Here is a 12943-nt window from a genome sequence, read left to right on the forward strand (position 1 = left end):
GATCAACCGGCCGGATCGGCCAGCGGCGCGTCGAGCGGCTCGTCGGTCGCCGCCGCGGGTCCGCTCCGCGCGGCGACCAGGCCATCGACGAAGCGCCGCGTGCTGGCCTCCCAGGAATGCTGCTGGGCGTACTCCACGCAGTCCTCGGGCGCGACCGCCAGCGCGCGGAACACCGCGTCGCGGAGGTTCTCGTCCAGCGCACCGTTGGCGCCGTCGACGATCAGGTCCTGGGGCCCGGGGACCGGGAGTGCAGCCACCGGGACGCCGCAGGCCTGGGCTTCCAGGATGACCAGGCCCAGCGTGTCGGTCCGGCTCGGAAACACGAACACATCTGCCGCGGCCAGCGTTTCGGCCAGCGCTCGCCCGTGTCGATAACCGAGGAAGTGGGCGTCGGGATAGCGCCGTCGCAGGCGCTCCAGCGACGGACCGCCGCCGACGATCACCTTCGAGCCGGGTAGCGACAGGTCGAGAAAGGTTTCGAGATTTTTCTCGGGCGCCACCCGCCCCATGTACATCGAGATCGGCCGCGGCAGCGCCAGCGCGTCCTTGTCGCGCGGATGGAACAGCCGCGTATCGACCGCCCCGGGCCAGATCGCCAGCCGCTCGAAGCCTCGCTCCGTCAGCAGGCGGCGCTGCGTGGCCGTCCGCACGAAAGTGCGTGCTGCCGCCGCGTGGAAGCGGCGCATCAGCCGATAGCTCCAGGTCAGCGGAATCGGTGCGCGCAGGCGGAGGTATTCCGGAAACCTCGTGTGGTACGAGGTGGTGAAGCGCAGGCCGAGCTGCAGGCACCGTCGCCGCGCGGCCCAGCCCAGGGGACCCTCGGTGGCGATGTGGATGGCGTCGAAGCGTTCGCGGTCGACGAGAACCTCCCTGGCGGCGCGGTGCGGCCGCAGCGTCAGTCGGATCTCGCTGTAGCCCGGACAGCCGATCGTGGCTCGCCCCTCCGGCGACAGGACCGAGACCTCGTGGCCGAGCGACTGCAGCGTCTCTCGCGTCCGACCGAGCGTACGGACCACCCCGTTGACCTGGGGCGTCCAGGCGTCCGTGACCAGCAGGATCCTCATGCCGCTTCCCTGCGGCCGATCAGGGCCGGTGCGGGCGGTGCGGAGCCGTTCCGGGGCGTTCATCGCGAATTCTCCTGCGGGTCTGCGTCATCGTTTGCGTCATCGTGCTGACTCCGCCTTGCAACGCGATGACGGCCCGTTGACGAAGCCGTGACAGTCGCCAACAATGAGCCGTCCCCGACGAGACCCGACCAATGACCCGAATCGATCGTTCGTTCGCGGCCGCGCTGATGCTGGCCCTCGTTTCCCTGTCGCCTTGCGGACTCGGCGAGGCCGAGCGCGATGCGGTCAAGGTGGCGATCAACGGCGTGATCCACACCATGGATGCCGATCGACCCCGCGCCGAGGCCCTGGCGTGGGACGCGGACGGTCGCCTGGTGGCGGTCGGGTCCAGCGCGGACCTGCAGGCGTGGTACCCGGACGTCGAGGTGATCGACCTCGGCGGCAAGGCCGTGATTCCGGGCCTGATCGATGCGCACGGCCACGTGATGGGATTGGGCCTGGCGCGGTTGAACGCCGACCTGGTGGGTGCGGCAAGCCGGGCCGAGGTCCTCGAGCGCCTGCGCGCCCACGAAGCGGAGCTGCCCGACGGCGCCTGGTTGCAGGGCCGCGGCTGGGACCAGACGCTGTGGGAGGACCCTTCGTTTCCGACTGCCGCCGACCTCGACGAGGCGTTCCCGGAGCGGCCGGTGCTGCTCGAACGGGTCGACGGCCACGCGGTCTGGGCGAATACGGCGGCCATCCGTGCGACCGGCGTCGAGTTCTCGGGCGACTGGCAGCCCGAGGGCGGGCAGATCGTGCGCGACGAGGCAGGCCGAGCGACCGGCGTGTTCGTCGACCGCGCCGAGGCGCCGTTCCGGGCCGTGATTCCGCCGCCGTCGGAAGCCGAATTCGCCCTTGCGCTGGACCGCGCGCTGGCCGAGATGGCCCGGCTCGGGTTGACCGGGGTGCACGACGCCGGCACGTCGCTGGCCGATGTGCGCCGCTTCCTGCACCGCGAGGCGGCGGGAGAACTCACGGCCCGGATCCACGCCATGGCCGACGGCGACAGCGAGCACCTCGACGCGCTCTGTCGCATGGGCACCGTCGAGACCGGGCGGGTTTCCGCCCGCGCGGTCAAGCTCTACGCCGATGGCGCACTGGGCAGCCGCGGCGCCGCGCTGCTGGCGCCGTACAGCGACGACCCGGGAAACCGCGGCCTGCTGTTCGAGACCGACGCCGAACTCCAGTCGGTGGTCGACCGCGCCATGGGCTGCGGTCTGCAGGTCGCCATCCATGCCATCGGCGACCGGGCGAACCGCCAGGTCGTCGACGCGTTGATCGCCGGCCAGGCCCGGCATCCGGACAACCCGGGCCGGCACCGCATCGAGCACGTTCAGATCATCGATCCGGACGATATCCCGCGCCTGGCCGGGGCCGGCATCGTGGCCAGCATGCAGCCGACCCACGCGACCTCCGACATGCGCTGGGCCGAGCAGCGGCTCGGCGAAACGAGGCTGCAGGGCGCCTACGCCTGGCAGCGCCTGCGCAAGGCCGGGGCGCCGCTGGCCTTCGGGTCGGATTTCCCCGTCGAGCCGGTCAATCCGTTCTTCGGCATCCACGCGGCGGTGACGCGGCAGGACCGCGAGGGCGAGCCGCCCGGGGGCTGGCTTCCGGACCAGCGGGTGACCGTCGAGGTCGCGCTGGCAGGCTTCACGATCGAGGCGGCGAAGGCGGCCTTCGCCGAAGACGAGGTGGGGTCGCTGACCGCCGGCAAGCGGGCCGATTTCGTGGTCCTGGACCGGGATCCGCTGGAAGCGCCGGTCGGGGAGCTGCATTCGATCCGGGTACTGGTCACCGCGCTGGATGGCGAACCTGTCTTTCGCGCCGACGACTCCCCGATGTAGTCCGCCCTTCCTGCCGGGGCACGTGTAGGCTAGACGCATTCGTTCACCGAACACGACCGCATGAGCGCAGACACCGACCAGCACCACCTGAAGCTCCGCCAGACCGAGCTCGAGGACTACGCCGATATCGCCGAGATCATGGACCGGGTCTACCCCGGCAAGCTCGACGGGGCCTGGACGAAGGAGCAGTTCGAGTCGCAGATCCAGCGTTTCCCGGAAGGGCAGCTCTGCATCGAGGACAACGGCAAGGTCGTGGCGGCGGCCATTTCGCTGCGGGTCAAGTACAGCCGCTGGGGCCACGACCACAAGTACTGGGACATCACCGGGAACGGGTACCTGACCACGCACGACCCGAAGGGCGACGTGCTCTACGGGGTCGACGTGTTTGTCCACCCCGACTACCGCGACCTGCGCCTGGGCCGCCGGCTCTACGACGCGCGCAAGGCGTTGTGCGAGCAGCTGAACCTGCGCGGCATCGTGGTCGGTGGCCGCATCCCCGGCTACGAGAAGCACCGCGAGGAGATGACGCCGCAGCAGTACGTCGACCAGGTGCGGGCGCGCGAGCTGGTCGATCCGATCCTGACCTTCCAGCTGGCCAACGATTTCCAGGTCCGCAAGATCATCCGCGGCTACCTGCCCGACGACCAGCAGTCGCACGGCTTCGCGACCCTGCTCGAGTGGGTCAACATCTATCACACGGAGGAGTCGGACATCATCGGCGGCCGTCCGTCCGACGTCCGGATCGGCGCCGTGCAGTGGCAGATGCGACCGACCCGATCGCTCGAAGACCTCTACGGGCAGATCGAGTACTTCGTCGATGCGGTCTCGGGCTACCAGGCCGACGTGGTGCTGTTCCCCGAGTTCTTCAACGGGCCGATGATGGCACCGTGGAACGACCAGGGGCCGGCCGAAGCCGTTCGTCAGCTGGCCGGCTATACCGAGGCCATCCGCGAGCAGATGTTGAAGTTCGCGGTGTCGTACAACATCAATATCGTCGCCGGCTCGATGCCCGAGTACGACGGCGAGAAGCTGCGCAACGTCTGCTACCTGCTCCGGCGCGACGGTACCTGGGAGCGCCAGTACAAGATCCATGTCACCCCCGACGAGGTCAGCTACTGGGGCCTGGTCGGCGGCGACAAGGTCAGGGTCTTCGACACGGACTTCGGCAAGATCGGCATCCTGGTCTGCTACGACGTCGAGTTTCCCGAGCTGCCGCGCCTGCTCGCCGAACAGGGGCTGCACATCCTGTTCGTCCCGTACTGGACCGACACCAAGAACGCCTACCTGAGGGTTCGGCGTTGCGCCCAGGCGCGGGCCATCGAGAACGAGTGCTACGTGGTCATCTCCGGCTCGGTCGGCAACCTCCCGCGGGTCGAGAACATGGACATGCAGTACTCCCAGGCCGCGGTGTTCACGCCGTCGGACTTCGCCTTCCCGCACGACGCCATCGCCGCCGAGGCGACCGCCAATACGGAGACCATGCTGATCGCCGACCTCGATCTCGACAACCTGCGCGAGATCCGGTCGCATGGTTCCGTGCGCAACCTGCGCGATCGCAGGCTGGACCTGTACGAGCTCAAGTGGCGCTAACAAGCGGTGGGCGAGGGGCCAGGGGCGAGTAATCCCGTGTGGCCCCCACTAGCCCCGAGTCCCTTTTCCACCTAGGGGGACAGCGGCCACTCCGATGCATCGATGGTCTGGCGATAGCCGTGGTGCGTGGCGTAGCCGAGCAGCGGGATCACGGCGATCAGTCCGAGGCCGGCGGTGGCGAGGCCCAGGGCGGTCAGGGCGACGATGCAGGCCGCCCAGACGGCCATTGCCGGCTTGTTTCGCAGGACCGCGTTCACGCTGGTCACGCAGGCGGTGATCATGTCCGCATCGCGGTCGACGATCATCGGCAGCGAGAATGCCGAGATGGCGAACACGATGGCGGCGAAGATCGATCCCACGGCCGATCCGATCGCGAGGAAGGTCAGTTCGGCCTCGAGGCTCGCCTCGGCGCCGACCGGAAAGAACACGTGAAGCATGAAGGCGGCACGCACCCAGACGAGGAAGATCACCGTGAGCGCCAGCGCGAAGATCAGCGCATCGCGGATCGCCATCCGCATCCGCCGGAACGATCGTGAGAAGGACGGCCGCTCGCCGCGTTCGATCTGGCGGCTGACCGAGTACATCCCCGTGGCCAGCAGTGGTGCGATGAACACGAACCCGGACAGCATGGCCATCACCAGGCCGTAGCGTCCGGCCTTCCAGGCCAGCAGGCTGACGGCCAGGCTCAGCAGGAAGATCAGCAGCCCGTAAGCGAGGCTGACGCGCAGGCTTGCGACGTAGACGGCGGCACCTGCGCGCAGCCATGCGAACGCGGCCATGGTTGGAATTCGCCTGCACGGAGCGGCGAACGGGCGTTGGTCGGCCGGCGTGGGCTCGCTGCGCATGCTAGTGGGCCATGCGGCCAATTGGGTAACACTCAGCCGTCGCACCGGCGTCGTGTGCAAGGCGCGCGAGCGCAGGCGTCCTTGCCGGGCCGTCTAGCGAGTGGAACGCAGTACACGGCGCTGGTGCGGCGGCCCTTCGGGAGTCACTGTGCCGGCCCGACTCGGCGTTGCGTTTCTTGGCAAGGGGGCGGCCATTCCCTGCGAAACGCGCCTTGATTCGCACCGGCACAGTGGCTCTGAGCATTATCCAATTAGCCGCATGGCCCACTAGGAGTGTAGTCAGCGACCCGCCGCGAGCGCAATGGGCCGGCAGGTCCTCCGGTCAGCGACGCGCTTTCAGTTGCTCGACGACCTGCTTCAGCGTGGCCTGGGTGTCCGGCTGGAACCAGAAGCGGGTGAACGCCTTCGTGTCCATCAGGGACTCCTCGTCGAAGAAGGCGCAAAGGTCGGCACGGACCAGTTCGCGGGTCCCGCGCATCGAATGCCGCGGCAGCTGGAGGTGGAAACGACACCACTCGAGCGCGCGATCAACCACGCGGTCGACGGGCAGGGCCTCGTCCACGAGACCGATCGCGAGCGCCCGTTCGGCGCCGATCATCTGGCCGGCCACCAGGTGGCGCTCGGCCGGGTAGGGGCCGATCAGGCGAGCCAGCGCCCGGTGAATGACCGGAGGCACGATCAGGCCGACCTGGACCTCGTTCAGGCCGAGCTTGAAGTCGCCTTCGGCCTGCACGCGGTAGTCGGTGAACAAGGCGAGCACGGTGCCGCCAGCCGGGGAGTGGCCGGTGATGGCGCTGGCGATCGGAACCGGTGAGCGTGCGAGCGCTTCGAGCAGCGCGAAGAAGTCGCCCCAGAAGTCCTCCATGCCGTTTTCGTCCAGCGCCAGCAGTTCCGGGAGGTCGAGCCCGGCCGAAAACAGGCCTTCGCGGCCCGACAGGACCAGCGCCTCGACGCCGTCGGCGGGGGCGCTGCGAACCTCGTCGAGCAACTCGCGGACCAGGGCGGGATTCAAGGCGTTGACCGGGGCACGCGCGAGCCTCAGCTCGCGGATGGCGTGGTCATGATCGTGGATTTCCAGCAGGGACGAGCGCTTCGAGGCTTGGGACATCGATTCAGGCCGGATTCAGCAGGGGTTGCCTAGAGTGTACCCGTACCCCTCGGCACGGAGGCCGACATGAAGCGTACTCACCTGATCTCCGCGGGAATCGCGGCCCTGATGCTCGGCGCGTCTGCGCTGAGTTTCGCCGGCGGTCCGCATCACGGCGGACACGGTTATCGAGACCACGGCTACGATCGTCATGGCGCGGCTCACGGCTACCGGCATGGTGCTCGCCACGGCGCTCGACATGGCTACCGTCATGGGTATCGCCACGGCGCTCGGCACGGCCACCGCCACGGTTATCGTCATGGATATCGCCATGACCATCGCCATGACCAACGCCACGGCCCCTACTGCCGGCATGCCGCCTTTCCCGTCTATCGCCCTGGCGTGTACTTCGGTGGGCCCGTGCCGTATCCCCATCCGCGCCCGTTCCGTTACCCCGGTGGACACGTGTCGCTGTATTTCGATTTCTGATCAGGGCCCCGCAAGACCGGCGCCTGCAGGTTTGCAGAGGCTTCGAACGCGGCTCGCCAACGAGCGCCCCATGCGAAAACGCCCCGGTTCATGCCGGGGCGTTTTCGTCTGTACTCGTGCCGCGGGCGGAGCCCCCGGGGCGTTCTTCGATCAGGCGGCCTGGTCGACCTGCTTGACCGGTCCGTTCAGCAGCGCGTCGCGCGTGGCCTCGACGATCAGGTCGACTTCCGCCGATGTGGTGGTGAAGCCCGGCGTGTAGCGCAGCGAGTTCTCGCCGCCGTGGATGACGTTGATGCCGTGCTCGCGCAGGTATTCCTCGGTGGAGCCGGCGCCGTAGGCCTTGTAGCGCTGTCCGTCGAGTTCCACGGAGAACAGCAGGCCCGTGCCCTGGACCCGGGTGATCCGGCCGTCCAGTTCGCCCATGAGCTTCTCGAGCTTCTCGACGAACTCGCGGCCCCGCTCGACGATGTTTCGCCGCACCTCCGGCGTGACCAGGGTCAGGACCGTGGTCGCCACGTCGAGTGCGCGCGGGTTGGTCGTCATCGTGTTGCCGTACACGCCCTTGCGGTAGATCGCCGCGGCCTTCTCGTTCATGCCGAGCACCGACAGCGGGTACTGGCCGGCGTTCAGCGCCTTCGACCAGGTTTCCAGGTCCGGCTCCGGCAGGTCCTGGAAGCCCGGGTAGTCGACGATCGACAGCACGCCCTGGGCGCGCAGTCCGGCCTGGATCGAGTCGACCAGGAGCAGCGTGCCGTGGCGTTCGGTCAGCTCGCGCGCCAGGGCGTAGAACTCGGGGTCGAGCGCCGCGCCCGGATTTCCTTCGCCCATCACCGGTTCCATGAACGCCGCTTCGAAGAACACGTTGTCGCGCTCGGCCTCCTCGAAGATCTCTCTCAGGTGGTCGAGATCGTTCGGTCGAACGGTGACCAGCGCGTCGTCGTCCCGGAACGAGGCGAGGTGGCGATGGTAGGTCTTGCGGGTCGAGTCCGAATAGCGGGCCGGCTTGTCGGTCCGGCCGTGGAAGCCGCCGGTCAGCGACAGGCGCTTGATCGTCGCGCCCTCGCGAGGCCCGCCCGGATCGGTCATCTTCTTGGCGTTGATGTCGGCGATGCGGCCGGCCACGGTGACCGACTCGGAGCCGGAGTTCATGCAAAGGAAGCGCTCGAAGGGGCAGCCGTCGTCACGCGTATGGCCCAGTTCGGCGCGCAGGGTCTCGACGAACTTCAGGTGGCTGAAGCTCGGAGTCATGACGTTGGCCATGACGTGCGGCTGGTTCATCGAGGCCAGGACGGCGTCGGGCGCGTGGCCGAAGCCGAGCATGCCGTAGCCGCCCGAATCGTGCAGCACCGCGCCCTTGGTGGTGACGATCCACGGCCCCTTCGCGGCCAGCGCCACGTAGGGGTTCACGGCGTCGTCCGCGTAGAAATTGACGTAGCCCGACTGCAGCTGCTTCTGCTGCTCGGCATCGTCGGCCGACCACAGCTCGGGGTAGGCGGACTTCCAGCACTCGGCGACGCTCAAGGCCTGGTCCACCGCCTGGTGCAGCCGCGAGTCGCGCGCCGCGAAGCGCTCGATCACGTCGTCGCCGAGGCCGTGGGTTCGGATTTCGCCGCCGCTCTCGCGCAGTCGGCCGAGTTTCTCGAGAATGCTGGACATGGGTCTACCTCCGGAAATGCAAGCCGCCGGCCACGGGGCCGGCGGGGCAGTCAAAGCATCATTTTACCAGCCCCGGGGACGCGGGCCAATGTCGGTTCCGCGGCCGGCCCGAAGCCCGGGCGAGGGCCCGGGCCGGGACGCCGCGTTCACTCCTCGCCGAAGGCGAAGCCGAACAGGTGGAGCAGGCTGGTGAACAGGTTGTAGATCGACACGAACAGCGTCACCGTGGCCATGATGTAGTTGCGCTCGCCGCCCTGCACGATCTGCTGGGTCTGGAACAGGATCAGCCCGCACATCAGGACCGCGAAGATCGCCGAAACGGCCAGGGCCAGCATCGGCAGGGCGAAGAAGTAGGCGCCCAGGCCCGCCAGGAACGCGACCAGGATGCCCGCGAACAGGAACGAGCCCAGGAAGCTGAAATCCTTCTTCGTGGTCACGGCGAACGCCGACAGCGCGACGAAGCTGACCGCCGTCGCGGTGAATGCGGAGATCACCAGTTCGCTTCCGTTGCTGAACATGGTCAGGTAGGCGCTGATGATCGGACCCAGCGTCAGGCCCATGAAGCCGGTCAGGGCGAACACGCTGACCAGGCCCCAGGCGGAGTTGCGCAGCGCCATGGTCAGGAACAGCAGGCCGAAGTAACCGACCAGCGTGATCACGACGCCGGGGTGCCCCCAGCCCTGGCTCATCGAGAGCGCGGCGGTGCCGGCGGAGAACAACAGCGTCATGGCCAGCAGGTTCCAGGTGTTGCGCAGCACGCGGCGCGCATCCTCGTCGATCGTCGGACGGGAGTCGGTGCCGGTGTAGGTCGCGGTACGGACCTGGCCTTGATGCCTTTGGTCATTCATGGTCGAAACACTCCTCGAGGTTCGATGGGTTGCGGAATCGCCCGGGCAATCTACCACCGTCCGAGGAACGCGCGGTGACTGCCGACGGGGAATTGGACCGCGAGGAGGGATCGGAATTCCACGGCGGCTGATCGAAGATCGATCGGCCGATCCGATCAATCCGCGGGCGTCATCCGAAGCGTCGCCACCGTTGAACGGTCGACCGCTTCCTCGGTCCAGGGAACGGTCCACGGCGTTCCGCTTCGCCAGTCGGCGAGGAAATCGTCGAAGTGGGGAGAAAGCGGGTGTCCGGACTGGCCGAGGGCCAGGTTCAGCGTGAAGCCGTCCGGGTCCGCCCAGTCCATCACGTAGCGCATCGACGCGCCCGCCGCGGCCGAGAGCCGTTTGCTGGCTGCATGCCAGCGGTGATAGGTGACGTTCAGCGCGCCCGGCCCCGAGCCGATCGGCATCGGGCCGCGGGTCAGGTCCAGCCAGCGGTCGAGCAGGCCCGCGCGAGCCAGCGGATGGGCGACCGTCAGGGTCTGGATCGCGCCGAGCGGCCGTCGCGGGCCGCGCAAGGCGTCGTCCAGCGCCTGCTCGGCGGCGGTTTCGCGGTCCGCTCCGGGAAGCGGAGCAGGATGCTCCGCGGCAAGCCAGTCGTCGAGCAGCGTACGGCCGTGCCGGGCGTCGACCGGTCCCTGGGCGAACAGCCGGCCGGGAAGGTGGTGCCACCACAGGGCGAACAGGCCGGCGGTCACCGAATCGACGGCCATCGCGCCGTCCCAGGCGCGGAGCTCGGCGGCCAGCGGCGCGCGGCCGGTTCGTTCGGCGACCTCGGCCAGCCAGTCCTTCCACAACAGCGCGCGTTCGGACACGACGTCCATCTGCATCGCGTGCATGCTCGACCGATCGAGCGTCCGCGAGCCCGATAGCCATGTTGCCGAACGCCGCATCCGCAGGTGCTTGTAGTAGCCCGGCATCGGCCATTCGAAATCACTTGCCGCGTGATTGTTCGAGTTCGCCAGCCAGCCCTGCTGCGGGTTCAGCGCGTGGGGACGCCGGTCCGGCGGCACGAAGCCCGCCCAGTGGTTGGCCGGGTCGGCGCCGTCGAGGGTGACGTAGAAGCGCTCGTGGGTTCGCATCGGCACCGGCGTGGACTGGACGTAGCCGATGTTGCCGTCGCGGTCGGAGTAGCTCCAGTTGACCGACAGCGCCCCCATGTCGCTGGCCGCCGCCCGGAACGCGTCGAAGTCCCCGGCCCGGTTCAGGGCCAGGCCCTTGGCGACGAGGTCGCCGACCGGCAGGTCGAAGCCGGCCCAGTGCATGACCGTCGCGCCGTGTTCGTCTTCGTCGATCACGATTCCGTAGCGCGTACTGCGGGTGATCAGGTCGACGGGAGCGTCGTCGCCGGCCACCGCCAGCCTCGATGCGTGCTCGTGGACCTCCACCGGACCTTCGGGGCCGCGCAGCAGGTCGGCCGCGCCGTCGAGCCGCTCGAAGCGGTAGAACTCGAACAGGTCGACCGGTGCGACCGTGAACGCGAAGGCGATCCGACCGTTGTGGCCCATGGCGACGAAGGGCAGGCCCGGGGCGGTCACGCCGACCACGTCCAGCGTTTCCCCGCTGTGCAGGCCGGCCGCGTACCACAGGCCCGGTGCCATCGTGATGTCCAGGTGGGGGTCGGAAGCGTGAAGCGCCGAGCCGCTGGCCGAACGCGCCGGGCCGACCACCCAGGTGTTCGACGCCTCGGTCATGCGCTGCGCCGGAATCGTCGGCAGCCCCCAGGCCGGCAGCCCGTCCAGCCAGTCGGCCATCTCCGGCGGGCCGGCATCCCCGGCCGCGCGCCAGGCCTCGGCCAGGCGCTGGACCAGGGTGGTCGGGTACCAGGTCTGGTAGTAGGCCAGCGTCAGCACATCGGCCACGGTCCAGCGGCGCGGTTCGCCGCCGAGGAAAAGCAGGCCCGGCGGCAGATCGCCGGCCTCCAGGCGCTGGTTGATGCCGTCGACGTAGGCGACCAGCAGCTCGTGGACCTCGGGGTCGAGCGCCGGTGGATCCAGTGCGATCCGCCGGGCGAAGCCGAAGCGCTGGTGCAGGCGGTCGCTGTCCAGCGCCGCCGGGCCGACCAGGGTCGAAAGCTCGCCGCGCGCGACGGCGCGCATCAGCTCCATCTGCAGGCCGCGCTCGGCGGCGTGCAGCCAGCCCAGGGCCCGCACCGCGTCGGCGTCGGTGGCCGCCCGGATCCGCGGAATGCCACGTGCGTCGAAGGCCACCGCCACCGGGGCGTCCAGGCCGTGCAGGACGACCCGCCCGCCCGTGTCGAGCACGCTGCCTGCCAGGTACCATCGGCCCCCGAACCAGACCGCGGCGATCAGCAGCAGCATCGAGAGCAGGGTGGTGACCAGGAGGCGCTTGATCGGCAGACGCATCGGCGGAGTTCATGGAGGGAAACCAGCGGCCGATTATGCACGGCCGAGTCGAGGGTACTCCGCGCCGCGTCGGGCGGGGGCGGATTCCGGGCTCGAATTCGACGATAATCGCCAGCTTCCCGAACCCTCCAGGAAACGAGTTCATGCCCAAGGCCAACGAAATCAAGCGCGGCTTCGTCATCGAGCACGAAGGCCGCGTCTGGGCCGTCCGCGACGTGTCGCGCTCGGCGCCGACCGCACGCGGCGGCAGCACGCTGTACCGCTTCAAGCTCGAAGCCATTCCCGGCGGCGATCGCCAGGAACTGACCCTGAAGGGCGACGACGTCGCCCGGGAAGCCGACCTGGTCCGCCGCCAGTCGAGCTTCTCCTACCGCGACGCCGACGGCTTCGTCTTCATGGACGACGAGGACTTCAGCCAGTACCTGCTCGACGAGGACGCGGTCGGCGATGCCGCCGGCTACCTCACCGACGGCCTCGGCGGCATCTACGTGCTGCTCATCGACGGCACGCCCGTCGCGCTGACGCTGCCCCAGTCGGTCGAGCTGACCGTCGCCGACACCGCCCCGGTCATGAAGGGCGCCACGGCGACCCGGTCGGCGAAGCCGGCGACCACGGAAAGCGGGCTGGAAGTGATGGTGCCGGACTACATCACGCCGGGGGAGTCGATTCGAGTGAATACGGAGACCGGCGAGTTCATGGGCCGCTCGTGAAAATCGCTGGAGAGCTACTGCGCGACGCGCTGCGGGCGTCCGGGGGTACTCGGATTCCTCTTGTACCTCGTACGTACACTGCGGATCCTCCGTTCCCGCGGCCACCCGCAGCGCGCCGCTCGCTACGCTCTCAAGCGATTTTCAGCGTAGAGAGCTCCGTGGCTGGCGGTGCGCGCGATCCTCATGCACCCAAAAGTGCACTGCGGTCGCTGCGCAGAGCCCGCCCCGGACCCCGATCCGGGGGCGGCCACCCGCAGCGGGCTGCTCGCTGCGCTCTCCACCGATCCTCACCCTTCGATCGATCTGGTGGGCGGCAGTGCTCGACATCCTCATGCACACGCAAGTGCTCTGCGGTGCCTGCGC

General features: G+C 68.8%; 10 protein-coding genes. 4 read left to right on the plus strand and 6 right to left on the minus strand.

Annotated features, from left to right (window positions below):
* Positions 1-2 precede the first annotated feature (2 nt).
* Positions 3-1064, minus strand: a complete 1062-nt coding sequence (locus KUV67_10600; GenBank protein MBY6205331.1) for a glycosyltransferase family 1 protein — start codon at positions 1062-1064, stop codon at positions 3-5.
* A 194-nt stretch (positions 1065-1258) separates the two neighbouring features.
* Here KUV67_10600 and KUV67_10605 point away from each other — a divergent pair, with 194 nt between their 5' ends.
* Positions 1259-2950 (plus strand): amidohydrolase, encoded by a 1692-nt coding sequence (locus tag KUV67_10605; GenBank protein ID MBY6205332.1) that lies wholly within the window; start codon positions 1259-1261, stop codon positions 2948-2950.
* A gap of 60 nt (positions 2951-3010) precedes the next feature.
* Positions 3011-4540 (plus strand): GNAT family N-acetyltransferase, encoded by a 1530-nt coding sequence (locus tag KUV67_10610; GenBank protein ID MBY6205333.1) that lies wholly within the window; start codon positions 3011-3013, stop codon positions 4538-4540.
* A 71-nt stretch (positions 4541-4611) separates the two neighbouring features.
* Here KUV67_10610 and KUV67_10615 read toward each other — a convergent pair whose 3' ends face one another.
* Positions 4612-5319, minus strand: a complete 708-nt coding sequence (locus KUV67_10615; GenBank protein ID MBY6205334.1) for a DUF2189 domain-containing protein — start codon at positions 5317-5319, stop codon at positions 4612-4614.
* A gap of 388 nt (positions 5320-5707) precedes the next feature.
* Positions 5708-6493, minus strand: a complete 786-nt coding sequence (locus KUV67_10620; protein MBY6205335.1) for an enoyl-CoA hydratase/isomerase family protein — start codon at positions 6491-6493, stop codon at positions 5708-5710.
* Positions 6494-6559: 66 nt separating this feature from the next.
* Here KUV67_10620 and KUV67_10625 point away from each other — a divergent pair, with 66 nt between their 5' ends.
* Positions 6560-6961: a hypothetical protein gene (locus tag KUV67_10625; GenBank protein ID MBY6205336.1), complete on the plus strand. Its 402-nt coding sequence runs from the start codon at positions 6560-6562 to the stop codon at positions 6959-6961.
* A gap of 150 nt (positions 6962-7111) precedes the next feature.
* Here KUV67_10625 and KUV67_10630 read toward each other — a convergent pair whose 3' ends face one another.
* The 3 genes from KUV67_10630 to KUV67_10640 form a co-directional block, all read right to left on the minus strand.
* Positions 7112-8617, minus strand: coding sequence for an aminotransferase class III-fold pyridoxal phosphate-dependent enzyme (locus KUV67_10630; GenBank protein ID MBY6205337.1), 1506 nt, complete (start codon positions 8615-8617; stop codon positions 7112-7114).
* A gap of 146 nt (positions 8618-8763) precedes the next feature.
* Positions 8764-9465, minus strand: coding sequence for a Bax inhibitor-1/YccA family protein (locus tag KUV67_10635; GenBank protein MBY6205338.1), 702 nt, complete (start codon positions 9463-9465; stop codon positions 8764-8766).
* Positions 9466-9620: 155 nt separating this feature from the next.
* A complete protein-coding gene (locus KUV67_10640) occupies positions 9621-11870 on the minus strand; it encodes a penicillin acylase family protein (GenBank protein MBY6205339.1) in 2250 nt (749 codons plus the stop codon).
* Between the two features lie 143 nt (positions 11871-12013).
* On the opposite strand from KUV67_10640, the gene yeiP reads away from it, so the two are divergent.
* The gene (gene yeiP / locus KUV67_10645; protein ID MBY6205340.1) at positions 12014-12580 is read left to right on the plus strand and encodes an elongation factor P-like protein YeiP; all 567 of its coding nucleotides are present in this window, start codon (positions 12014-12016) and stop codon (positions 12578-12580) included.
* Positions 12581-12943: the final 363 nt, after the last annotated feature.

Origin of the sequence: Halomonas denitrificans (genome assembly GCA_019800895.1) — a bacterium.
Lineage (GTDB): Bacteria > Pseudomonadota > Gammaproteobacteria > Xanthomonadales > Wenzhouxiangellaceae.